21 protein-coding genes and 1 pseudogene are annotated in these 22,441 nt (G+C 71.3%); 16 read left to right on the top strand and 6 right to left on the bottom strand.

What is annotated here, in order from left to right; genetic code table 11:
- Window positions 1-95 precede the first annotated feature (95 nt).
- The 13 genes from AB0C46_RS36455 (at window position 96) to AB0C46_RS36395 (ending at window position 14,536) form a co-directional block, all read left to right on the top strand.
- Window positions 96-638, top strand: coding sequence for a TIGR00730 family Rossman fold protein (locus tag AB0C46_RS36455; RefSeq protein ID WP_362833317.1), 543 nt, complete (start codon window positions 96-98; stop codon window positions 636-638).
- 47 nt (window positions 639-685) lie between these two features.
- Window positions 686-1,375, top strand: a complete 690-nt coding sequence (locus tag AB0C46_RS36450) for an SDR family oxidoreductase (protein ID WP_362833315.1) — start codon at window positions 686-688, stop codon at window positions 1,373-1,375.
- A 146-nt stretch (window positions 1,376-1,521) separates the two neighbouring features.
- Complete coding sequence (locus AB0C46_RS36445; protein WP_362833325.1) at window positions 1,522-1,899, top strand: MarR family transcriptional regulator; 378 nt, start codon at window positions 1,522-1,524, stop codon at window positions 1,897-1,899.
- Window positions 1,900-2,037: 138 nt separating this feature from the next.
- Complete coding sequence (locus AB0C46_RS36440; RefSeq protein ID WP_362833313.1) at window positions 2,038-3,480, top strand: MFS transporter; 1,443 nt, start codon at window positions 2,038-2,040, stop codon at window positions 3,478-3,480.
- A 195-nt stretch (window positions 3,481-3,675) separates the two neighbouring features.
- Window positions 3,676-4,689 (top strand): methionine synthase, encoded by a 1,014-nt coding sequence (locus tag AB0C46_RS36435; RefSeq protein ID WP_362833311.1) that lies wholly within the window; start codon window positions 3,676-3,678, stop codon window positions 4,687-4,689.
- 31 nt (window positions 4,690-4,720) lie between these two features.
- Window positions 4,721-6,937 (top strand): NAD-dependent DNA ligase LigA, encoded by a 2,217-nt coding sequence (ligA, locus tag AB0C46_RS36430; RefSeq protein ID WP_362833309.1) that lies wholly within the window; start codon window positions 4,721-4,723, stop codon window positions 6,935-6,937.
- A 156-nt stretch (window positions 6,938-7,093) separates the two neighbouring features.
- Window positions 7,094-9,202, top strand: coding sequence for a bifunctional diguanylate cyclase/phosphodiesterase (locus AB0C46_RS36425; RefSeq protein ID WP_362833308.1), 2,109 nt, complete (start codon window positions 7,094-7,096; stop codon window positions 9,200-9,202).
- Between the two features lie 197 nt (window positions 9,203-9,399).
- On the top strand, window positions 9,400-9,654 hold the full coding sequence (locus AB0C46_RS36420) for a hypothetical protein (protein WP_362833306.1): 255 nt from the start codon (window positions 9,400-9,402) through the stop codon (window positions 9,652-9,654).
- A 200-nt stretch (window positions 9,655-9,854) separates the two neighbouring features.
- Window positions 9,855-10,151, top strand: coding sequence for an Asp-tRNA(Asn)/Glu-tRNA(Gln) amidotransferase subunit GatC (gene gatC / locus AB0C46_RS36415; RefSeq protein WP_006602950.1), 297 nt, complete (start codon window positions 9,855-9,857; stop codon window positions 10,149-10,151).
- Window positions 10,148-11,650 carry an Asp-tRNA(Asn)/Glu-tRNA(Gln) amidotransferase subunit GatA gene (gatA, locus tag AB0C46_RS36410; RefSeq protein ID WP_362833304.1) on the top strand — a complete coding sequence of 501 codons (1,503 nt, stop codon included), beginning with the start codon at window positions 10,148-10,150 and terminating at the stop codon, window positions 11,648-11,650. Before gatC ends, gatA begins: the two co-directional genes overlap by 4 nt.
- A 5-nt stretch (window positions 11,651-11,655) precedes the next feature.
- On the top strand, window positions 11,656-11,889 hold the full coding sequence (locus AB0C46_RS36405; protein ID WP_030087700.1) for a hypothetical protein: 234 nt from the start codon (window positions 11,656-11,658) through the stop codon (window positions 11,887-11,889).
- A 16-nt stretch (window positions 11,890-11,905) separates the two neighbouring features.
- Entirely contained in the window at window positions 11,906-13,414 is a 1,509-nt protein-coding gene (gene gatB, locus AB0C46_RS36400; protein ID WP_362833303.1) for an Asp-tRNA(Asn)/Glu-tRNA(Gln) amidotransferase subunit GatB, read from the top strand.
- A gap of 219 nt (window positions 13,415-13,633) precedes the next feature.
- Window positions 13,634-14,536 (top strand): LLM class F420-dependent oxidoreductase, encoded by a 903-nt coding sequence (locus AB0C46_RS36395; RefSeq protein ID WP_362833302.1) that lies wholly within the window; start codon window positions 13,634-13,636, stop codon window positions 14,534-14,536.
- 76 nt (window positions 14,537-14,612) lie between these two features.
- Here the strand turns inward: AB0C46_RS36395 and AB0C46_RS36390 are convergent, their stop codons facing one another.
- Window positions 14,613-15,032 carry an aldo/keto reductase gene (locus AB0C46_RS36390; RefSeq protein ID WP_362833300.1) on the bottom strand — a complete coding sequence of 140 codons (420 nt, stop codon included), beginning with the start codon at window positions 15,030-15,032 and terminating at the stop codon, window positions 14,613-14,615.
- Window positions 15,029-15,253 carry a DUF397 domain-containing protein gene (locus AB0C46_RS36385; RefSeq protein ID WP_362833298.1) on the bottom strand — a complete coding sequence of 75 codons (225 nt, stop codon included), beginning with the start codon at window positions 15,251-15,253 and terminating at the stop codon, window positions 15,029-15,031. The genes AB0C46_RS36390 and AB0C46_RS36385 overlap by 4 nt, the downstream gene beginning before the upstream one ends.
- A gap of 260 nt (window positions 15,254-15,513) precedes the next feature.
- On the opposite strand from AB0C46_RS36385, the gene AB0C46_RS36380 reads away from it, so the two are divergent.
- Window positions 15,514-17,115: an alpha/beta fold hydrolase gene (locus tag AB0C46_RS36380; RefSeq protein WP_362833323.1), complete on the top strand. Its 1,602-nt coding sequence runs from the start codon at window positions 15,514-15,516 to the stop codon at window positions 17,113-17,115.
- Window positions 17,116-17,163: 48 nt separating this feature from the next.
- On the opposite strand, the gene AB0C46_RS36375 is transcribed toward AB0C46_RS36380, so the two are convergent.
- Window positions 17,164-17,367 (bottom strand): DUF397 domain-containing protein, encoded by a 204-nt coding sequence (locus AB0C46_RS36375; RefSeq protein ID WP_362833296.1) that lies wholly within the window; start codon window positions 17,365-17,367, stop codon window positions 17,164-17,166.
- A complete protein-coding gene (locus AB0C46_RS36370; protein ID WP_362833295.1) occupies window positions 17,364-18,188 on the bottom strand; it encodes a helix-turn-helix transcriptional regulator in 825 nt (274 codons plus the stop codon). The genes AB0C46_RS36375 and AB0C46_RS36370 overlap by 4 nt, the downstream gene beginning before the upstream one ends.
- 112 nt (window positions 18,189-18,300) lie before the next feature.
- Between AB0C46_RS36370 and AB0C46_RS36365 the strand changes: the two genes are divergently transcribed.
- Window positions 18,301-18,714: an ATP-binding protein gene (locus AB0C46_RS36365; protein ID WP_362833294.1), complete on the top strand. Its 414-nt coding sequence runs from the start codon at window positions 18,301-18,303 to the stop codon at window positions 18,712-18,714.
- 136 nt (window positions 18,715-18,850) lie between these two features.
- On the opposite strand, the gene AB0C46_RS36360 is transcribed toward AB0C46_RS36365, so the two are convergent.
- Window positions 18,851-19,816, bottom strand: a complete 966-nt coding sequence (locus AB0C46_RS36360; protein WP_362833292.1) for a DMT family transporter — start codon at window positions 19,814-19,816, stop codon at window positions 18,851-18,853.
- Window positions 19,817-19,933: 117 nt separating this feature from the next.
- Window positions 19,934-20,020, bottom strand: a pseudogene (locus tag AB0C46_RS36355) (hypothetical protein); the annotation flags it as partial.
- 283 nt (window positions 20,021-20,303) lie between these two features.
- On the opposite strand from AB0C46_RS36355, the gene AB0C46_RS36350 reads away from it, so the two are divergent.
- Window positions 20,304-22,415 (top strand): phosphocholine-specific phospholipase C, encoded by a 2,112-nt coding sequence (locus AB0C46_RS36350; RefSeq protein ID WP_362833291.1) that lies wholly within the window; start codon window positions 20,304-20,306, stop codon window positions 22,413-22,415.
- Window positions 22,416-22,441 lie beyond the last annotated feature (26 nt).

The raw sequence follows: 22,441 nt of genomic DNA, 5'->3' as shown, positions 1-22,441 counted from the left end.
CCCCGGCGCCCGCGCCCGCGGCGGGGCCGGCGGCGGGGGGGGGGGGGGGGGCCCCCCCCCCCCCCCCCGGCCCGGCCGGCTCGTAGGGTGACCGCATGAATATCTGCGTTTTCTGCTCCGCCGCCGATCTCGACGACCGCTATGTCACGCCTGCCCGCGAGTTCGCCGAGCTGATCGGCAGGGGCGGGCATGCGCTGGTCTGGGGCGGTTCGGACACCGGCCTGATGAAGGTCATGGCCGACGGGGTGCAGGAGGCCGGCGGGAAGCTGATCGGCGTCTCCGTGGAGTTCCTGGCGCACAAGGCGCGCGAAGGTGCCGATGAGATGGTCGTCACCAAGGACCTCGCCGAGCGGAAGGCGCAGATGCTGGTGCGCGCCGATGCCGTCGTCATCATGGTCGGCGGTACGGGCACCCTGGACGAGGCCACCGAGATCCTGGAGCTGCGCAAGCACGGGATGCACAGCAAGCCGGTGGTGCTGCTCAACACCGCTGGTTTCTACGACGGGTTGAAGGAGCAGTTCCAGCGGATGGAGGCGGAGGGCTTTCTGCCGCTTCCCCTCACCGACCTGGTCTTCTTCGCCGCGGACGGCGTCGGTGCGCTGGCCTACCTGGAGGAGAAGGCGGGCCTGCAGGCCTGAGCCGCGGCGCCCCGCGTCCGGCCGTCCCGCTCGTTAGGATCGGCCCCATGGGTACGCACTTGATCACGGGCGCAGGGTCGGGCATCGGAGCGGCGGTCGCACGGCGGCTCGCGGACCGCGGGGAGGACCTGTGGCTGCTGGCGCGCAACGCGGTGCGGGCGAAGGAGCTGGCCGCGGAGTTCCCCGGCGCCCGGACGCTCGTAGGTGATCTCGCCAACCCGGAAAAGCTGTCCTGGGCCTTCGGGCAGCAGCCGCTGCCGGACCGTATCGACTCCCTCCTGCACAGCGCGGGCGTGATCGAGCTGGGTGCGGTCGCCGATCTGCCGGCCAAGGCCTGGCAGCGGCAGCTCGCCGCCAACCTGGTCGCGCCCGCCGAGCTCACCCGGCTGCTGCTGCCGCTGGTGCGGGTCGCCCAGGGGCATGTCGTCTTCGTGAACTCCGGTGCCGGGCTGAGCGCGCGTGCCCAATGGGGTGCGTACGCGGCGACCAAGCACGGCCTGAAGGCGCTGGCCGACTCGCTGCGGGCGGAGGAGCACGACAACGGCGTCCGGGTCACGTCGGTCTATCCGGGGCGTACGGCCACGCCGATGCAGGAGAGCACCCACCGGCAGGAGGGCAAGGAGTACGACCCGGCGCGCTGGATCGACCCGGAGTCGGTCGCGACGGCCATCCTCACGGCCATCGATCTGCCGCGGGACGCGGAGATCAGCGATGTGTCGGTGCGGCCCGGACGCTGACGTCCGGGGCCGCCCTTTGGCGGTTTTCCACAGCTTCGGTCCGCGCACCGCTGCTTTGTGCCGCGGCGACGTACGCTGCATGGGTGACCATTGAAGCGAAGTCGACCGCGGCGGCGGGGTGCGGGTTCCGGGAGATCCGGGGGCTCGTGACGGAGCTGAGCCGCCGGCTCGACGCCCATCAGCGCAGCCGGATCGCCGAGCTCGATCTGACGCCGACGCAGGCCAAGGCGCTGGAGGAGCTCGGCGAGCCGAAGACGGCGCGGGAGCTGGCCGCGGTGCTGTGCTGTGAGCCGCCGAATGTCACCTATGTCATCTCCAAGCTGGAGAAACAGGGCATGGTCGTACGCCGGCCGCACCCTCTGGACGGGCGGGCCAAGCAGCTCGTACTCACCGATGCGGGCCGGGAGTTGCGGCTCGATCTGCTGCGGCGGATGGGTACCGCCTCGCCGCTCGATCATCTTTCGCGCGAGGAGCGGGTGGCGTTGCGCAATGACCTGCTGAGGGCGCTGGGGCGGGGCGACTGACCCGCTCGCGGGAGTAACTCGCCGCCGGGGCCCCGGGATGCACACCGCATCCCGGGGCCCCGGCCGTTTCGTCTGCGTTCAGTAAAGTTATAGCTATAACTATTGCCGCCAGGGATGGCTACAGCTTTAACTAAAACCATGATCACTGAGAAACCTGCGCCGCACGCGACGGCGCGCGAGGACGGGACGGCCACCCGGGGTCAGGGCAAGGCGCAGACGCCCGGTCCCTCGCCGGTCCGGTCCCGCGGCGGTGCCCAACTCCTCGTCCTGGCACTCGGGTTCGTGATGGCCAGCCTGGACACCGGCATCATGAACGTCGCCGCGAACGATCTGCGGGCCCGGCTCGGACTGACCATGTCCGGCCTCACCTGGGTCGTCGACGGTTATGTCCTCGCCTTCGCCGCGCTGCTGCTGCTCGCCGGCTCGCTGGCGAAGCGGTTCGGCGCCCGCCGGATCTACCTCGTCGGGCTCGCCGTCTTCACCGCCGCGTCCCTGCTGGGCGCCGTCGCGCCGAACGGCGCCGTCCTGGTGGCGGCCCGCTTCGTCCAGGGAGCGGGCGCGGCGCTCTTCATGCCCAGCTCGCTGTCGCTGCTGATGAACGCCTTCCCCGAACCGGCGCGCCGGGCGAAGATCCTCGGCATCTGGTCGGCGATCATCTCCACCTCCGTAGGGCTGGCGCCGACCATCGGCGGCCTCCTGGTCGGCACGCTCGGCTGGCGCAGCATCTTCCTCGTCAACCTCCCCATCGGCCTTGCCGGGCTGCTGCTGACCCGCCGGGTGATCGCGGCGGTCCCGGCCCGCGGCTCGGCGCTCGGCGGCAGCGGCCATGTCCTCGCCCTGCTGGCCCTCGGGGCGCTGAGCTACGCGCTCATCGAGGGGCCCGACAGGGGCTGGTCCGCACCGTTCGTCCTGGCGGCATTCGCGGTCGCGGCGGCCGCGCTGGCCGGCTTCCTCGTCCGCGAACGGGTCGCCCGCACCCCGATCCTGCCGGTCTCGCTCTTCGCGGACCGCAGCTTCGCCGCGGCCAACGTGGTCGGCTTCCTCTTCAACTTCGCCTTCTACGGGGCGCTGTTCGTCCTCGGACTCTTCCTCCAGACCGCGCGCGGGGCGAGTCCGGTGACGGCGGGGCTGCAGATGCTGCCGGCCGTACTGGTCATCCCGTTCGGCAACATGCTCTATGCCCGGTTCGGCCTGCGGATCGGCAACCGGACCGCGCTCACCGCCTCCCTGGCACTCTCCGCCGCGGGCTACGCCCTGCTGTTCCTGCTCCTCGCCCCCGGCCTGCCGTACTGGGTGCTCGCGGTGGTGCTCGCCGTCACCAACATCGGCAGCGGGGTCAGTTCCCCGGCGATGACCGGGGTCCTGATGGCGGCCGCGGGCCGCGAGCACACCGATATCGGCAGCGCGACCCTCAACGCCAACCGCCAGATCGGCTCCCTGGTGGGCATCGCCGGTATGGGCGCGGTACTGACGGGGGCGGGCAGCGGCTACCAGGGCGCGGCCTTCGCCTTCGCCCTGACGGCGGGCGCGCTGGCCATCGCGGCGGTGGCCGGCCGGATGGGCATACGCACCCGGGCGTGAGCGGCGTGCACGGCCCGGCGTGCGGGGCGTACCCGGCCTGGTGTGGCGGGGCGTACGCACCGCAGCGTGACCGCCGTACGCACCGGAGTGTGACCGCCGTACGCATCCGGGCGGGGCGGACCGCGGCGGCACGGCCGCCCCGGGCACGCACACCTCCCGCACCCCGCCCCGCACACCGGCGCATACCCTTCCTGGGTGAGCGAGAACAGCACGCAGAAGTGGACCGCGGGCGCGGCGACCGGGATCGGATCGATGCCGGGCGGTGACGCGCGGGAAGCGGCCAGAACCGTCACCGGATCGCTGGAGACCTTCCCGTATCTGCCGGAGCTCCCGGCCCGGGGGCCCGGCGCCGACATGATCGGCCGGACCCTCGGGATGCTGGTCGAGGTCTACGGCCATGTGGAGCCCAGCGGCTGGCGGATCAGCGACCGGCCCGGCCGGGACACCCGGCGGGCCCACTCCTGGCTCGGGGAGGACCTCGACGCCCTGGAGGAGTTCACCCAGGGGTACGAGGGCCCGCTGAAGGTCTCCGCGGTCGGTCCGTGGACCCTGGCCGCCGCTTTGGAGCTGCGCAACGGCGAGGCGGCCGTCGGTGACCCCGGTGCCTGCCGGGATCTTGCGGCGTCCCTGGCGGAAGGGCTGCGCGGCCATCTCGCGGACGTACGGCGGCGGATTCCGGGCGCCCGGGTCGTGCTGCAGCTCGACGAGCCGTCGTTGACGGCGGTGCTCCAGGGGCGGGTGAAGACGGCGAGCGGCTACCGCACCCACCGGGCGGTGGACCGTGCGGTCGTCGAGGGCGCGCTGCGTGATCTTGTCGGGGTGGCGGAGGGCGGCCTCGTGGTCGTCCACTCGTGCGCGCCCGAGGTGCCCTTCGGGCTGCTGCGGCGGGCCGGTGTCACGGGCGTCTCGTTCGATTTCTCGCTGCTCACCGAGCGTGAGGAGGAGACGGTCGGGGAGGCCGTCGAGGGCGGTACGACGCTGTTCGCAGGCGTGGTGCCGGGCGTGGACGGCCGATTGTCAGACCCTGCCGGTAGCGTCATGGGTGTCAGGACGCTGTGGCGCAGGCTGGGGCTGGCACCGGGGACTCTCAGCGAGTCCGTGGTCATCACTCCGTCGTGCGGCCTGGCGGGCGCTTCGCCCGCTTATGCCCGCTCTGCTCTCGCCCACTGCGTCCGGGCGGCGAGATCACTCGCAGACAACCCTGAGTGACCGCACTCAAGGACCACGGGAGGACAAGACGGTGGCTGGCGAACAGCACGCAGCGGAATCCGAAGTGCCCGCAGCGGCGCGGGAGAAGCACGCGCAGCTCGCTGAGCAGATCGAGGAGCATCGCTTCCGGTATTACGTGAAGGACGCCCCGGTCGTCAGTGACGCGGAGTTCGACAGGCTGCTGCGCTCCCTGGAAGCCCTGGAGGACGAGCACCCCGAGCTGCGCACCCCCGATTCCCCGACCCAGAAGGTCGCCGGGGCCTACGCCACGGAGTTCACCGAGGTCGAGCACCGCGAACGGATGCTCTCGCTCGACAACGCCTTCGACAACGAGGAGTTGGCGGGCTGGGCCGAGCGGATCGCCGGTGAGCTGGGCGGCGATCCCAGGAGTGCGGGGTATCACTTCCTGTGCGAGCTGAAGGTCGACGGTCTCGCCGTCAACCTCACCTACGAGCAGGGCCGGCTGACCCGCGCCGCCACCCGCGGCGACGGCCGTTCGGGCGAGGACATCTCCCCCAACGTCCGTACGATCGCCGAGATCCCGCACCGCCTGAAGGGCGACCGGATCCCGGACCTGGTCGAGGTGCGCGGGGAGGTCTACTTCCCGATGGAGAAGTTCCTCGAACTCAACGAGCGGCTGGTGGCCGACGGCAAGCCGCCGTTCGCCAACCCCCGTAACGCCGCGGCCGGTTCGCTGCGCCAGAAGGACCCCAAGATCACCGCCAGCCGGCCGCTGCACATGGTCGTCCATGGCGTCGGCGCCCGCGAGGGCCTGGAGATCGACCGCCAGTCGGAGGCCTACGACCTGCTCAAGGGGTGGGGCCTGCCGACGGCCACGCACAACGAGGTCGTCGACTCCCTGGAGGCGGTGCGCGAGTTCATCGCCCACTACGGCGACGCCGAAACCCGCCGCACGGCCGTCGAGCACGAGATCGACGGCGTGGTCGTCAAGCTGGACGAGATCCGGCTCCAGGGGCGGCTGGGCTCGACCTCGCGGGCGCCGCGCTGGGCGATCGCCTGGAAGTACCCGCCGGAGGAGGTCAACACCAAGCTGGTCGACATCCGCGTCGGCGTCGGCCGTACGGGACGGGTCACGCCGTATGCCGTGGTCGAGCCGGTGACGGTGGCCGGCTCCGAGGTGGAGTTCGCCACCCTGCACAACCAGGACGTGGTCAAGGCCAAGGGTGTGTTCATCGGGGACACCGTCGTGATCCGCAAGGCCGGCGATGTCATCCCGGAGATCCTGGGCCCGGTCGTCGATCTGCGGGACGGCGGCGAGCGGGAGTTCGTGATGCCGGCCGAGTGCCCCGAGTGCGGGACGGCGCTGCAGCCCGCCAAGGAAGGCGATATCGACCTGCGCTGCCCCAATGCCCGTGCCTGCCCCGCCCAGATCCGTGAGCGGCTGTTCTACCTGGCCGGCCGCAAATGTCTGGACATCGAGAACTTCGGCTATGTCGCGGCGACGGCACTCAGCCAGCCGCTGGAGCCCGCGGAGCCGCCGCTGAAGGACGAAGGCGATCTTTTCGGCCTTTCCATCGAACAGCTGCTGCCCATCAAGTCCTATGTCCTCGACCCCGATTCCGGTTTGCCCAAGCGCGACCCGAAGACCGGCGAGGAGAAGGTCGTCACCTTCTTCGCCAACCAGAAGGGCGAGCCGAAGAAGAACGCCCTGGCCATGCTGGAGAACATCCAGGCGGCCAAGCAGCGCCCGCTGGCCCGGATCATCACCGGGCTGTCGATCCGGCATGTGGGCCCGGTGGCGGCCGAGGCGCTGGCGCGGGAGTTCCGCTCGATCGACCGCATCCGGGAGGCGGACGAGACGGAGCTGGCCGCCGTCGACGGGGTCGGGGCCACGATCGCCGCCTCGCTGAAGCAGTGGTTCGCCGTGGAGTGGCACCAGCAGATCATCGAGAGCTGGCGGGCCGCGGGCGTCCGAATGGAGGAGGAGCAAACGGGTGATGAGGGCCCGCGGCCGCTGGAAGGCGTCACCGTCGTCGTAACGGGCACACTTCAGTCACACACCAGAGATGGCGCGAAAGAGGCCCTCCAGAACCTCGGAGCGAAGGTGACCGGTTCCGTTTCGAAGAAGACCGGATTCGTAGTGGTGGGCGACAACCCTGGTTCGAAGTACGACAAGGCCATGCAGTTGAAGGTCCCCGTGTTGGACGATGATGGCTTCGCGGTGCTGCTGGAGCAGGGTCCTGACGCAGCGCGAGCGGTAGCTGTCACTCCACCTGAGGAGGAGTGAGGTGTCACCTCATCGGCGCATACCAGATTGATCCGCGACGCCTGGTCGCATTCGGGCAACCGTCGTCGATCGCTGCCCGTCGCGGCCTTCCGCGGCCTACTGTTGAGGAGTGCGCCTGCCGTGGCGCGGGCACAGCCGGCTGTGAGAGGGATCGGAATGAAACCGACCGACAGCGCCGCTCCGGCGTCGCGGCTCCGGCGGCTCGTCGTGCCCGCGCTGCCCGCGACCATCGTCACCGTGGCGGGCCTCGCGCTCGCCTCGGGCGTCATCGTCACTCTCGGCGAAGGTGAGGCACTGTTCCCCGGCGGCTCCGTGGGCTGGTCGCTGGCGATCCTCACCGGCATCATCGTCGGCCACCTGGTCGCCCTCGGCCGGGACCGCTGGTGGGGCGGCACGGGCTCCGGCGCCGCCCTCGCCCTCGCCACCCTGCTGCTGTACGGCTGGATGCCCGCCGTCCTCGTCAGCCTCTCCGTGGTCGTCCTCGTGGGCGCCGCCCGCCGGCACCGCTGGCGACAGGCCGTGGTGCACGGCGCCGTGGACATCCTCGGCCTCGGCACCGCGGCGCTCGGCCTCGCCGCGTTCGGCGTGGTCTCCAGCGTCCGCCACCCCTGGGCCCCGGCGACCTGGAACCTCTCCGTCCTGCCCGAAGTCGTCGTCACCGCCGCCGCCTACCTCCTCGTCAGCCGCGGCCTGCTGTGGGTCAGCCTCACTCCACGCACCGGCCAGCTGCCCGCCATCCCCCGAACGGCCGTGGTCCGTCAGGCACTCGTCGGCATCGCGCTGCTCGGCATCTCCCCGCTGATCGCCGTCTGCGCCCTCCACGCCCCCCTGCTGCTACCGCTGTTCGCGGTCCCGCTCATCGCGCTGGACTCCACCCTCTGGATAGCCCGCGCCCGCGCCGAGGAGCAGCTGCGCGACCCGCTCACCGGCCTGCCCAACCGCCAGTGGCTGCTGGAGCGCACCTGGACCGCCCTGGACGACGCCGAGCGCGTCGGCGCCCGCTCGGCGCTGGTCCTCATCGACCTGGACCGCTTCCGCTCCGTCAACGACACCCTCGGCCACCTCGCCGGCGACCGCCTGCTGCTGCAGATCGCCGACCGCCTGCGGCACGCCCTCCCACGCGGCGCCGAGGCGGCCCGGCTCGGCGGCGACGAGTTCGCCGTCCTGCTGCCCACCACCGACTCCCTCACCAGCTCCCAGCGGGCGGCCCGCAACCTCGTCGCCGCCCTCGGCTCCCCGCTGGACCTCGACGGACTGACCCTCGTGCTGGAAGCCAGCGCGGGGGTCGCCGTCTTCCCCGACCACGCCCTGGACGCCGAGGGGCTGCTGCGCCGCGCCGATGTGGCGATGTACCAGGCGAAGCGCGACCGCAGCGGTGTCGAGCTCTACGAGGCCAAGCGGGACGGCAACACCCCTGACCGGCTCGGCCTGTTGGGCGATCTGCGCCGCGCCCTGGACGCCGGCGACGTCGAGCTGCACTACCAGCCCAAGGTCGGCTTCGACGGGCATGTCGCCGGGCTGGAGGCGCTGGTCCGCTGGGTGCACCCGGACCGCGGCCGGGTGCCACCGGACGAGTTCATCGCCATCGCCGAGTCCTCCGGGCTGATGCCCCGGCTGACGGAGTACGTCCTGGAGACCGCGCTCGCCCAGGTGGCGCGCTGGCGCGCGATGGGCCTGGAGGTGCCGGTCGCCGTCAACGTCTCCCCGCGCGATGTGCACTCCCCGGGCTTCGCCGGAGCGGTCGCCGCGCGGCTCGCCCGGCACCGGGTCCCACCGGGCGCCCTCCAGTTGGAGATAACCGAGCATGTCCTCCTGGAGGACCCGCAGCGGGCCGCCGACACCCTCGCCGGGCTCACCGCGCACGGCGTCAAGATGTCCCTCGACGACTTCGGCACCGGCTACTCCTCCCTCGTCCACCTGAGACGCCTCCCGGTCAGCGAGCTCAAGATCGACCGCTCGTTCGTGGCCCGGCTGGCCGTCGACACCGAGGACGCGGAGATCGTCCGCTGCACCCTCGACCTCGCCCACTCCCTCGGCCTCCTGGTCGTCGCGGAGGGCGTCGAGGACGATGAGACCTGGGAGCGGCTGCGCGACCTCGGCTGCGACGCCGTACAAGGCTGGCTGGTGGCCGCGGCGATGCCACCGGACGAGACCACGGCCTGGCTGAGAGCCCGCGGAGAACGCGGCTGGCAGCGCGAATCGGAGACGGCCGCCCTGGCGGCGGAGAAGGCCGCCGAGCGCCCTTCGGGACAGGTCTTGAACTGACCCGGCCACCGGCCGTCCCGTGTCCCCGCTCCGAAGAACCCGCGCAGCCGCCCCCGACCCAGGCCCGGCCCGACGAGGAACCGGCCCAGGGCCGGCCCGACGAGCGTGAACACGGGCCGTCCGAGCCGCCCGCTGCGGCGGACGCGTCCATCGAGCCCGCCTCGCCCGACGGGTCCGGCACGAACGGCCAGTCCGCTGTGCCCGCCCCGCCTGACGCATCCGACAAGTCCGAGCCGTCCGCCGAGCCCGACGCGTCCGACGATCCCGAGCCGTCCGCCGAGCCCGCCCCGCCCGCCGAGCCCGCCCTGTCCGACAAGCCCGAGCTGCCCGCCCCGCCCGCCGAGCCCGCACCATCCGCCGGGACGGAGGAAGCCGGGACGGAGGAAGCCGAGAAGCAGGAGGCCGAGGCGCCGGACGAGGCCGGTGAGGCGTTCCGGCCGGAGGCTCCGTAAGGGGTCGTGGCGTCCGTCGGCGGATCTTGGAAACGGTCCGGGCCCGGCGCTCGCGGGCGCCCATGGGGAAACGGTTTCGCGGCAGCTCTTCCGTACGCCATAGGATTGGGCCGGAAAAGTTCACAGGAGCATTCGACGAGAAGACTCCGCCTGGACATTCCGCCCGGAACACTCCGCCAAGAACACCAGAGGATCGCTGCATGCCTGGCATCACGCGCGAGGAGGTCGCCCACCTCGCCCGGCTGGCACGTCTGGAGCTGAAGGCCGAAGAGCTCGACCACTTCGCCGGACAGCTCGACGACATCATCGGCGCGGTCGCCCGCGTCTCCGAGGTCGCCGATCAAGACGTACCGCCGACCTCCCACCCGCTGCCCCTGACCAACGTCATGCGGCCGGACGAGGTCCGTCCGTCGCTGACCCCCGAGCAGGCGCTCTCCGGCGCCCCGGCCCAGGAGCAGCAGCGTTTCAAGGTGCCGCAGATCCTGGGGGAGGAGTGACCGACATGGCAGACCTGATCAAGCTCACCGCCGCCGAGATCGCGGCGAAGATCGCCGCCGGCGAGCTCACCGCCGTCGAGGTGACCGAGGCCCACCTGGCCCGCATCGAGGCCGTCGACGAGAAGGTGCACGCCTTCCTGCACGTCGACCGCGAGGGCGCGCTCGCCCAGGCCCGCGCCGTGGACGAGAAGCGCGCCCGAGGCGAGAAGCTCGGCCCGCTGGCCGGTGTCCCGCTCGCGCTCAAGGACATCTTCACGACGGAGGGGGTTCCCACCACCGTCGGTTCGAAGATCCTCGAAGGCTGGCTGCCGCCCTACGACGCCACGGTCACCAAGAAGCTCAAGGCCGCCGACGTCGTCATCCTCGGCAAGACCAACATGGACGAGTTCGCCATGGGGTCGTCGACGGAGAACAGCGCCTACGGGCCGACCGGTAACCCCTGGGACCTGACCAAGATCCCTGGCGGCTCCGGCGGCGGCTCCAGTGCAGCCCTCGCCTCCTACGAGGCCCCGCTCGCCATCGGCACGGACACCGGCGGTTCCATCCGCCAGCCCGCGTCGGTCACCGGCACGGTCGGCGTCAAGCCCACCTACGGCGGTGTCTCCCGCTACGGCATGGTGGCCTTCTCCAGCTCCCTGGACCAGGGCGGGCCCTGTGCCCGTACGGTGCTGGACGCGGCGCTGCTGCACGAGGTCATCGCCGGCCACGACCCGCTGGACTCCACCTCCATCGACGCGCCGGTTCCGGCGGTCGTCGAGGCGGCCCGCAACGGCAGCGTCGAGGGCATGCGCGTCGGCGTCGTCAAGCAGTTCCGCGGCGAGGGCTACCAGGCCGGTGTCATCCAGCGCTTCGACGAGTCCGTCGCGCTGATGAAGGAGCTGGGCGCGGAGATCGTCGAGCTGGACTGCCCGTCCTTCGACCTGGCGCTGTCCGCGTACTACCTGATCGCGCCGTCGGAGTGCTCCTCCAACCTGGCCCGCTTCGACGCCATGCGCTACGGCCTGCGGGTCGGCGACGACGGCACCAAGTCCGCCGAGGACGTCACCGCCCTGACCCGTGAGGCCGGCTTCGGCCCCGAGGTCAAGCGCCGGATCATGCTCGGCACGTACGCGCTCAGCTCCGGCTACTACGACGCGTACTACGGCTCCGCCCAGAAGGTGCGGACGCTGATCACCCGCGACTTCGAGAAGGCCTTCGAAAAGGTCGATGTGATCGTTTCGCCGACCACGCCGACCACCGCCTTCCCGATCGGCGAGCGCGCCGACGACCCGATGGCGATGTACCTCGCCGACCTGTGCACGATCCCCACCAACCTGGCAGGCAACGCCGCGATGTCGCTGCCCTGCGGCCTGGCTCCCGAGGACGGGCTGCCGGTGGGCCTGCAGATCATCGCTCCTGCCATGGCCGACGACCGGCTCTACAAGGTCGGTGCCGCGGTCGAGGCCGCGTTCACCGCCAAGTGGGGTCACCCGCTGCTTGAGGAGGCACCTGCACTGTGAGCGCCATGACCAAGAAGGCCAAGAACTTCAAGAAGTCCAAGGGCGGCCTGTACCTGTCGATCGGCAGCACCGCGTTCGGCGCCCTCAGCGTCGCCAAGCAGGCCAAGCTGGCCCGTCAGGAGAACGACACGCTCCGACTGATCGATGCCGCCGTTTCGGCCGCGGCGATCGTCACCGGCCTGGCGATCCTCTACCGCGAACTGAAGCGCCTGGGCGACGACGACGTCCTGCTGGGCTGAGAGGGAAAGTTTCACCGTGACTGTCACTGACCTGGTGTCGTACGAGGACGCCCTCGCGACGTACGACCCCGTCATGGGCCTGGAGGTCCATGTCGAGCTCGGCACCAAGACCAAGATGTTCTGCGGGTGTTCCACCACCCTGGGCGCGGATGCCAATGCGCAGACCTGCCCCACCTGCCTGGGCCTGCCCGGCTCGCTGCCGGTCGTCAACGCGATCGGCGTCGAGTCCGCGATCAAGATCGGCCTGGCGCTGAACTGCTCGATCGCCGAGTGGTGCCGCTTCGCCCGGAAGAACTACTTCTATCCGGACATGCCGAAGAACTTCCAGACCTCCCAGTACGACGAGCCGATCGCCTTCGACGGCTACCTCGACGTACAGCTGGAGGACGGGGAGATCTTCCGGGTGCACATCGAGCGCGCCCACATGGAGGAGGACACCGGCAAGTCCACCCACATCGGTGGCGCCACCGGCCGTATCCACGGCGCCCGGCACTCCCTCCTGGACTACAACCGCGCCGGTATCCCGCTCATCGAGATCGTCACCAAGCCCATCGAGGGCGCGGGCGAGCGGGCCCCCGAGGTCGCCAAGGCGTACGTCGCCGAACTGCGCGAGCTCATCAAGGCGCTGGGCGTCTCCGAGGCACGGATGGAGCAGGGCCAGATGCGCTGCGACGTCAACCTGTCGCTGCGTCCGCAGGGCACCGAGAAGTTCGGTACGCGTTCGGAGACCAAGAACGTCAACTCCCTGCGCTCCGTGGAGCGTGCGGCCCGGTTCGAGATCCAGCGGCACGCCGCCGTGCTCTCCTCCGGCGGCACGATCATCCAGGAGACCCGGCACTTCCACGAGGAGGACGGCTCCACCACGGCCGGCCGCATCAAGGACAACGCCGAGGACTACCGCTACTTCCCCGAGCCGGACCTGGTGCCGGTGGCCCCCTCCCGGGAGTGGGTCGAGGAACTGCGGGCCACGCTCCCCGAGCTGCCGCGGGTCCGCCGCAACCGGCTGCGCGAGGAGTGGGGCATCTCCGAGCACGACATGCAGTCGATCCTCAACGCGGGCGCGGTCGACCTGATCACCGCCACCGTCGACGCCGGCGCGGACTCCGCCTCGGCCCGTAAGTGGTGGATGGGCGAACTGGCCCGCCGCGCCAACGAGGACGGCGTGGAACTGGCCGCCCTGCCGATCACCCCCGAGCAGGTCGCCCGGGTCACCGCGCTGGTCGCCGACGGCTCGCTCAACGACAAGCTGGCCCGCCAGACCATCGAGGGCGTGCTGGCCGGCGAGGGCGACCCGGACACCGTCGTCGAGAAGCGCGGCCTGAAGGTCGTCTCCGACGAGGGCGCCCTGGGCACCGCCGTCGACGAGGCGATCGCCGCCAACGCCGCCATCGCCGACAAGATCCGCGGCGGCAAGGTGGCCGCAGCCGGCGCCCTGGTCGGCGCGGTCATGAAGGCCACCCGCGGCCAGGCGGACGCGGCCCGGGTGCGCGAGCTGATTCTTGAGCGCCTCGGCGCGAAGGAATAATCGAGCACAGCCTGGAGAAGCTGGGCGTCGAGGGCTGACGCACCGCCGATCCGGTAGCGCTGAGCGGCCGTCCCTCTCCGGAGGGGCGGCCGCTTCGCCGTACTGCCCCACCCGATCGGCCCCGCCGAGGAATGCCGGGGCGCGCCGCCGTGCTGTGATCAAGTAGAGGTCCCTCCGCCACGGATGCGGGCGGGACTGCCCTCAGCCAGTGGAGGAACGGTGCAGCAGCACGCTCTTGCTTCGCGGATCGGTCGGGTCGGTGTCTGGCACGGCGGTCTCGGTCGGGTGCCGGCCGCCGCTGCCCGGCAGGCGGCGGCAGAGATCGAGCAACTGGGGTACGGGGCCCTGTGGTTCGGGGAGGCGGCGGCCACGGAGGCGGTGAGTCAGGCCGCACTGCTGCTGGGCGCCACCGAGCGGATCACGGTGGCCACCGGCATCGCCAACATCTGGGTCCGGGACGCCTCCGCCATGAACGCCGCGGCGCAGACCCTGGCCGAGGCGTACGACGGCCGGTTCCTGCTCGGCCTGGGAGCCAGCCACGCTCCGCTGGTCGCTCTGCGCGGCCACACGTACGCGAAACCGCTCGCGGCCATGCGGGACTATCTCGACGCCCTGGACGCGGCCCCGTACGAGGGCCCGGTGGCCGACCCGGCACCGGCCCGGGTGCTGGCGGCGCTCGGCCCGAAGATGCTGGAGCTGGCCAGGGACCGGGCGGCCGGTGCGCACCCGTACTTCGTCACCCCCGAGCACACCGCCCGCGCCCGGGAGATCCTCGGCACCGGTCCGCTGCTCGCCCCCGAGCAGGCCGTCCTGCTGGAGTCCGACCCCGCGACGGCCCGCTCGCTGGCCCGCGAACACCATGTGAGCTTCTATCTGCAGCTGCCGAACTACACCGGCAGTCTGCGCCGACTCGGCTTCGGGGACGACGACTTCGCGGGCGGCGGCAGTGACCGGCTGGTGGACGCGATCGTGGCATGGGGCGATGTGGACGCCGTACGGCGGCGCGTACAGGAACACCATGACGCGGGCGCCGATCATGTGGCGATCCAGCCGCTGGCGACGAACCGCGGACTGGGCATCGATCAACTTCGGGAGCTGGCACCCGTGTTGACCGGAAACTGAGGCCGGGCGGCGGCACATCGGGAATTCCGGGCGCGGCCTGAATCCGGGCGCGGCCTGAGGCGGTCCCCGGCCCGCCTCAGTGGCCCAGGCGCTCCAGGGCGGCGAGCGGATAGCGTTCCCCGGCCACGGCGCCGTCGGGCACCGCCGCCCGGAGCCGGGCCGCCTGCTCCGGGCCGAGCTCGATACCGGCCGCCGCCGCGTTCTCGTCCAGGTAGCCACGGCGCTTGGTGCCGGGGATCGGCACGATGTCCTCGCCCTGGGCGAGCAGCCAGGCGAGGACGGCCTGCGCCGGGGTGCAGCCGAGGGACTCCTCGTTGGCGCCCCGACCGTAGGCGTCCGCGGTGTCGAGCAGGGTGACGCCGAGCTCGACCGCGCGGTCGAGGGTCCGCACGGATTCCGTGTCGTCCGGGACGCCGTACGCGGTCGACATCCCCATGCAGCCCAGGCCGAGCGCGGAGACGCCCGGCCCGTGGGTGCCGAGCCGACGGTGCTTCATCGTTGCCCCGGCGCCGGTCCGGTGGAGACGTCCGCGAGGAAGGCGGCCCAGGCGGCTGCGCTCATCGTGAGCGAGGGGCCGTCGGGGTTCTTTGAGTCGCGGATGTGGAGGGCGGAGGGGCAGGTGGCCACCTCTACGCAGTTGCCGCCTTCGCTGCCGCTGTAGCTGGACTTGAACCAGTGGAGATCGTCAGAGGTGTGCGGGACTGCTGCGCCGGTCATGACCCTCCTGACAGTTCGTTCAGCAGGCACATGGTCTCCTCGGGGGTGACTGCCTGCGAGCGCAGCATTCCACACTTCCGCTGTCTGTTCGGTGCCTTCGCTGTGGTGCCCGCGGCGAAGATCTGGCCGGCCCTGGGCGCCCCTTGGTGGAGTTGACCCCACTGAGATTGGGGGGACAGCCGCAGTGAGTACGGGCGGCCGCGCTTCTAGCGTCTGACGGTGTGAGATATCTACCGAACAGGCCGAATGAACCGAACAGGCTGACCACCCTCAGCCCGGCCCCGCGCCGGGCCTTAGCCGCGAGCCTCGCCCTCGCCGCCTGCCTCACCGCTTCCCCCGCCGTGGCCGCGGCCACCGCGCCCCGCGCCGCGGACCGCGACCGCACCGCGACAACCGCCGGCCACGGCACCGGGGTTGGGCTCGACCGTTACTACCGGCAGCGCCTCGGCTGGGGCAGCTGCGTCAAGGGCCCCGATGACACGATGGGCCATGACCTGGAGAAGGCCGGCGTGCAGTGCGCGGACGTGACCGTGCCGCTGGACTACGCCGCCCCCCGGGGCCGAACGATCACCGTCGCGATATCCCGGCTCAAGGCCACCGACACCCGGCACCGCATCGGCTCGATACTCCTCAATAACGGCGGCCCGGGCGGCACCGCCCTCGACTCCCCGCCGGACGTCCGCAAGGCGATGAAGGCGGTCGGCCCGCGCTACGACATCATCGGCTTCGACCCGCGCTTCGTCGGACGCAGTACCCCGCTGGACTGCGGCTGGTCCGTCGGCACCAGCATCCTCTCGGCCGGTCTCAGCCGCGCGAGCTTCGAGCGGCAGGTCACCTTCCAGAAGGGCCTGGCCGACAAGTGCCGGGCCACCAACGCGACGGTGCTGCCGCACATCAGCACCCGCAACACGGCTCGCGACATGGACGTCATCCGCGGTGCGCTCGGCGAGCGGAAAATCTCCTACTTGGGCTACTCCTACGGAACCTACTTGGGCACGGTGTACACCCAGTTGTTCCCCGGCCGCTTCGACCGGACGGTGCTCGACGGGGCGCTCGCCCCGGGCGACTACGGACCCCGGCTGCTCCAGGGCGCCGAGCCCCAGAACGAGCAGGCGCTCTCCGACTGGGCCGCCTGGGCAGCACGCCGCCATGCCGCCTACGGTCTCGGCCGTACCCGTGCCGACGTGCTCGCCACGGTCCGCAGCGTTGTCGCGGCGTCCGCGCGCGGCCTGACGGTCGGCACCGCCCCCGAGGTCTTCCGCCTCGACGACACCCAGGTGCCGTCCCTGATCACCGGCGCGATCGCGGACGACACCGACCCGCGGCGGGCCGCCCTCGGCGAGCAGATGTCCGTACTGGCCAAGGCCGCGGACGGGCGGCCGACCCGGCTGTCCGCGCAGTTCGCCGCAGCGCTGCGGACCATGCTGACCGGCGAGGATGCGAAATCCGCCATGGCGCAGTCCGCGATCATCTGCGGGGACAAGCCGGCCCCGCGCGACCCCGAGCGCTACTGGCGCGACATCGAGCGCAGCCGCACCGAGCATGCGCTGTTCGGCCCGCTGACCAACAACATCGGACCGTGCGCCTTCTGGGACCGGCCGCGCGAGGAGCCCACCCAGGTGCGGCGCGACGCCCCGGGGCTGATCGTGGCCGCCACCGGTGACCCGCGCGTCACGTACAAGAGCAGTCTCGCCCTGCACGGCCTGCTGCCGAGCACCAAGCTGATCACCCTCAAGGGCGCCAACCGGCACGCGCTCTACGGCGAATACGGCAACACCTGCGTGGACGGCAAGGTCAACCAGTACCTGGCTACCGGCAAGCTGCCGGACAACGACCAGACCTGCGTCAAGCGGGCCGACTAGCGGTGCCGCCGACGGGCGCGGCCGGGCCTGCTCCGGCCGCTTCCCGGTTCAGTGGGAGACGTCGGCGAGGAACGCTGCCCAGGCGGTGGCGCTCAGCGTGAGTATCGGGCCGCCCGGGTTCTTGGAGTCGCGGACGTGGATGGCGTGGGGGCAGGTGGCCACTTCGAGGCAGTCGCCGCCTTCGCTGCCGCTGTAGCTGGACTTGAACCAGTTGAGACCGTGAGACAAGGGCTGGGCTGCTGCGCTGGTCATGACTCTCCTAGCAAGTCGTCCAGCAGGCTCTTCGTCTCCTCAGGGGTGAGGGCCTGCGACCGCAGCATCCCATATTTCTGTTGGTACACACTGACCTCGTCCGGATCATCGACCAGGAAGCTGATCCGTTGCGCTTCGATGTAGGCGAGATGCTCGTGTTCGGGTGTCTCCAGCAGGACCAGCGGGCCGTCCAGGGAGGCATGGGAGCGCCGGGCCGTCGGCATGATCTGAAGCCCTAAGAAGGGGAGTTCGGCGCAGGACCGGAGATGGCGGAGCTGGGCGCGCAGGATCTCCGGGCTGCCGATCGGCCGGTGGAGTACCACCTCTTCCAAGATGAAGTTGAGCATGGGCCGAGGCGCTTTACGCTCCAGCAGCTTCTGTCGGCTGAGGCGGCCGGAGACCCATTCCTCGGCCTGGCCTTCGTCCAGCGGCGGGTAGAGGGAGTCGAATGCTGCTCGGGCGTACGGCTCCGTCTGCAACAACCCAGGCACCACCTGGTTCTGGTACGACAGCAGTGTCAGCGCCTCCTCCTCGTGCTCCACCAGGTCCTGGACGAACGCGGGCAGCTTTTCCCGTTCCGGGACCTTCGCCACCGCGACCGCCAACGCCCCCTTGGTGTCGAGGAGTTCGTCCAGTGTCTCGGCCAGGTCGAGCTTCAGTGGTCGGCGGCCCTGCTCGATCGAGCCGATGGTGTCCTCGTGCAGTCCCACCCGCTCGGCCAGTGCGGGCTGGGTGATGCGGGCGGCCCTGCGGAAGTGACTCAGCTGGGCGCCGATCACATGCCAGGAAGTGATCCTCTTCGGTTTGTTCGCCGGGTGCATGCGCTCTGCCTTCCCCTCCCTGCGACGGCATGACACAGCCAGAAGTCGTACAGCGGATCTGTACGACCTGACACTGTGGTCCAGCATAGTTACGCACTGTGACAGTGGCGCCATGCACAAGGAGATCCAGACACTCTGCACCCGTTCGGTGTGCTACCGGCGTGAGCGCCGATCCGTGTCGCTGGCCAGGGAGTTCGCCCGTACCGCGCTCGCCGACTGGGACCTGGAGCGCCGGGCGGAGGACGTTCTGCTGTGTGTGAGCGAACTGGCCACCAATGCCCTGCTGCACGGCGTTCCGGCCGGTCGTGAGTACCGGCTGCGTCTGTTGCTGGGTGAGGACGGGCTGTTGCGCGTCGAGGTGCACGACAGCGGGGACGGGGAGCCGCGGATTCCGATGCCGGGTGACGGTGGCGCGGGGGAGTCCGGGCGGGGGCTGTTGCTGGTGAACGCTCTCGCGGACAAATGGGGGGTCGGAGAGCGCAATCCGGGCAAGATCGTGTGGTGTGAGTGGTGGCCGGTGGGGTGAGTGGTGGCCGGAGCGGGAGACCTTGCGTATCCGCCGGTCCCTCGGGCGCAGCTCTGCCTTGAGGGGCGTCTTCGTCCCGTAGCGGCCTCCGCATCTGCGTCCGAGGCCGCGCTCCCGGCCGGCTGTGGTTGCCGGGTCAGACCGCCCCGGTCGGCTGGGATGCGGCGGCCGGCCGGTCCTCCGCGGCGGCCGGTGGCGCCATGGCCTGCCGGCCCCACGTCGTACCGATGAGCACGAGGGCCGCCCCGATCGCGCCGAGCGGGCCGGGCCGGTCCCCGCCGACGGCGACGCCGATCACGGCGGCCCAGAGCGGCTCGGTGCCCAGCAGCAGGCTCACCCGGGACGGGGAGGTCCGGCGCACCGCCCACATCTGGACGAAGAAGGCGAACAGCGTGCACATCAGCGCCAGGTGGAGGAGCGCGGCCCACTGCTGGGGGGAGTAGGCGGCCGCGGCGTCCACCGGCGAGACGGCGGCGAACGGCGAGGCGAGCGCGAAGACGAGGACGGCGGTGGCGAACTGGACGACGGTCAGCGCCCCCGAGTCGGTCGAACGGACCGCCTTCATACGGCTCATGGCCATCACGTGCACGGTGCGGGCGACGGCCGCAAGCAGCATCAGGAGGTCGCCGGACGACGGGGCGGTGAACCCCGAACCCTGGGTCAGCAGGGCCACACCGGTCACGGACAGCGCCGCCGCGCCGATGAACGCCCCGGTGGGCCGGGTGCGGGTGGCCACGCCCTCCGCGAGCGGGGTGAAGATCATGGTCAGGCTGATGAGGAGGCCCGCGTTGGTCGCCGAGGTGTGCACCACCCCGAACGTCTCCAGCACCAGCACGCCCGACAGGAGTATGCCGAGAACCGCGCCCGCGGCGACCTCCCGGCCGCTCAGCCGGGTGATCCCGCGGCCCGCGACCACCGCCATCACCGGCGTGGCCACCACGAACCGCAGCAGGAGCAGGGCGATGACGGTGGTACCGGTGGCCAGCTCCTTGGCGGCCAGGTAGCTGGAACCCCAGACCACGGCCACCAGGACGACGGGCACATCGATGAGCCAGAGGGGCCGGTTGCCGGGGGATGCGGTGCGGGAGGTCAGGGTGGTCATGGTGGTGAGGTCCTTGGTTCGTGGGGGAGTCAGGCCGGCCCCGGCACTCCGCGAGGGCGGGGTGCCGGGGCCCGTCGGTGTGACCGGTCGGCGGGCGGTGAAGGCGGCCACCAGGACGTCGCGGTGCGCGGGAGCCGTCGCGTCCACCGGGCGCACCGGCGGGGTGACGGAGTGCAGGGTGCGGCGGTCGGCCCCGAGCAGCAGGTCGCCGGGTGAGTGAGGGGGTGAGCAACTCCTCGCCGGAGTCGGCGAAGACGGAGCTCTCGCCGCCTTCGACAGGGAGCTTACGGATCATCAGCGAGGTGCTGAACGTGACCCCGTCGCGGTCTCCCCGTCCGCTCCCGGCCAGGGGGCGTCGGTGCGTGAAGTTGTCACCCCGCTGCCTATCGCCGGTCACGGCGGTCCGTTAGCGTCCCCGGCGCACCATCCCCACGGGCTGCGTGCAGCCCCTTGGCCGACGGATGGATCGCCAACTGGGAGGTCGGGCGTGGCACCGGAGATATCTCGCAGACGCGTACTGGGAGTTGGCGCGGCAGCGGCAGGTGCGGCAATGGCCGGGTCGCTGCTGCCGCCGTCGCTGCAGCAGGCACTGGCGGACGACGCGGCGCGGCCGGCGCGCGGCGGGGGCGGACTCACCGACATCAAGCACGTCGTCGTGCTGATGCAGGAGAACCGCTCCTTCGACCACTACTTCGGGATGCTGCGCGGGGTGCGCGGCTACGCCGACCGCAATGCGGTCGAGCTGCCCGGCGGCCGGAGCGTCTACGAGCAGCCGGGGTGGCTGGGCCTCGGCACCGTCCTGCCGTTCGCGGTGCGTGCGGCGGCCGCCGCGCAGCGGAAGGAGCTGCAGTACATCGGCGCGCTGGACCACAGCTGGTTCGGCGGGGCGGTGGCGTGGAACGGCGGCTGGATGAACGGCTGGGTCACCGCCAAGACCGCCGCCACCATGGCGCACTACGACCGGCAGGACATCCCGCTGCACTACGAGCTCGCGGACACCTTCACCGTCTGCGACGCCTACCACTCCTCGATCCACTCCTCCACCAGCCCCAACCGCAACCACCTGGTAAGCGGATGGACGGGGTACGAGCCCAACGGGACGCGGGCGGTGGGCAACGACGCCTACGAGGAGAACACCCACACCGGCTACACCTGGACCACCTACGCCGAGCGGCTGGAGAAGGCCGGCCGCAGCTGGCGGGTCTACCAGGAGTGGGACAACTTCACCGACAACAACCTGGAGTTCTACGCGAGCTTCAAGGCGGTCGCGAAGAAGGCCCTGGCCAAGGTGGACGGGGTGCAGCACATGACCGCCTTCTACGGGAAGGTGGCGGGCGCCGACGAGGCCGGGCGCACGCGGCTGCAGGGGCTGCTGGAGGAGGGCGTCACGGCCCTGAGCCGCGCGGAGCGGAGCCTGTTCGAGCGGGCGCTGCGGCGGGGGGAGCCGGGCTCCACGGCGGCCGCGTTCGCCGCGGATGTGGCGCGCGGCACGCTGCCCGAGGTGTCGTACCTCGTGCCGTCCGCCGCGGACTCCGAACACCCGGGCTCCTCCTCCCCGGTCGAGAGCGCCACCCTCGTCTACAAGGTGCTGGACGCGCTCGGCAGGAACCCGGACGTCTGGCGGCACACCGCGCTCTTCCTGACCTACGACGAGAACGACGGGTTCTTCGACCATGTGCCGCCGCCGGTGCCGCCCGCCGGGACCGACGGGGAATTCTGGGACGGCCAGCCGACCGGTCTGGGCATCCGGGTGCCGATGATCGTCATCTCGCCGTGGACGGTCGGCGGCTACGCCTGCTCCCAGGTCTTCGACCACACCTCGGTCACCCGGTTCCTGGAGCGCTGGACGGGGATCGAGGAGCCGAACATCAGCGCCTGGCGGCGGACCGTGTGCGGCGATCTGACCGCCGCCTTCGACTTCTCCCGCGGGCGCAGGCAGCCGTCGGTGCGGCAGCCCGGCGCGATACCGGCGTTCAGCGAGCGGTGGGCGCCGCAGCCGCCGGCCCGGCAGGCGCTGCCGCAGCAGGAGCGCGGCAGCCGCCCGGCCAGGGCGCTGCCCTACCAGCCGGACGCCGACGGCGGCTTCGACCCGGGCGCCTCGGTCTTCCGGATGGGCGTCCGCAACGCCGGTAAGGCCTCCGCGCATCTGGCGCTCTATCCGTACGCGAAGGAATGTGACGCGCCGCAGCACCGGGAGGTGCAGGGGAGAGGGGAGTGGGAGGTGCCGGTGAGGGACGGCACGTACCGCTTCACGGTGACCGGGCCGAACGGCTTCCGGCGGGAGTTCGCCGGTACCGGACAGGGCGCGGCCGCGGCCGTCAGGATCAGCACGCGGATCGACGCCGGGCGGCAGGAGCTCCATCTGACCGTCATCAACCACAGCCGCACCGAGCTGACCGTCACCCTCGCACCGCTGGCCTACGCGGACACCGCGCCGCGCACGGTGCGGGTGAAGGCCGGCGGCAGCCGCACCGTCGCGCATCCCGCCGCGGACGCGCACGGCTGGTACGACCTCGAACTCACGGTCGCCGAGGACCGGTCCTTCCGCCGCCGGCTGATGGGGCATGTCGAGAACGGCAAGGAGTCGGTCACCGGCTGAGACACGGTGTACGGGCGGGGGCGGGG

The organism is Streptomyces sp. NPDC048637 (assembly GCF_040650675.1).
GTDB lineage: Bacteria > Actinomycetota > Actinomycetes > Streptomycetales > Streptomycetaceae > Streptomyces.
This window is presented reverse-complemented; position numbering and strand designations above follow the sequence as displayed.

What these genes read in the sequence shown, in the direction of transcription:
- AB0C46_RS36455 (WP_362833317.1), top strand. Translation starts at nt 96, where the DNA reads ATGAATATCTGCGTTTTCTGCTCCGCCGCCGATCTCGACGACCGCTAT.
- AB0C46_RS36450 (WP_362833315.1), top strand. Translation starts at nt 686, where the DNA reads ATGGGTACGCACTTGATCACGGGCGCAGGGTCGGGCATCGGAGCGGCG.
- AB0C46_RS36440 (WP_362833313.1), top strand. Translation starts at nt 2,038, where the DNA reads ATGATCACTGAGAAACCTGCGCCGCACGCGACGGCGCGCGAGGACGGG.
- AB0C46_RS36425 (WP_362833308.1), top strand. Translation starts at nt 7,094, where the DNA reads ATGAAACCGACCGACAGCGCCGCTCCGGCGTCGCGGCTCCGGCGGCTC.
- gatC (WP_006602950.1), top strand. Translation starts at nt 9,855, where the DNA reads ATGCCTGGCATCACGCGCGAGGAGGTCGCCCACCTCGCCCGGCTGGCA.
- AB0C46_RS36405 (WP_030087700.1), top strand. Translation starts at nt 11,656, where the DNA reads ATGACCAAGAAGGCCAAGAACTTCAAGAAGTCCAAGGGCGGCCTGTAC.
- AB0C46_RS36390 (WP_362833300.1), bottom strand. Translation starts at nt 15,032, where the DNA reads ATGAAGCACCGTCGGCTCGGCACCCACGGGCCGGGCGTCTCCGCGCTC.
- AB0C46_RS36385 (WP_362833298.1), bottom strand. Translation starts at nt 15,253, where the DNA reads ATGACCGGCGCAGCAGTCCCGCACACCTCTGACGATCTCCACTGGTTC.
- AB0C46_RS36375 (WP_362833296.1), bottom strand. Translation starts at nt 17,367, where the DNA reads ATGACCAGCGCAGCAGCCCAGCCCTTGTCTCACGGTCTCAACTGGTTC.
- AB0C46_RS36370 (WP_362833295.1), bottom strand. Translation starts at nt 18,188, where the DNA reads ATGCACCCGGCGAACAAACCGAAGAGGATCACTTCCTGGCATGTGATC.
- AB0C46_RS36365 (WP_362833294.1), top strand. Translation starts at nt 18,301, where the DNA reads ATGCACAAGGAGATCCAGACACTCTGCACCCGTTCGGTGTGCTACCGG.
- AB0C46_RS36360 (WP_362833292.1), bottom strand. Translation starts at nt 19,816, where the DNA reads ATGACCACCCTGACCTCCCGCACCGCATCCCCCGGCAACCGGCCCCTC.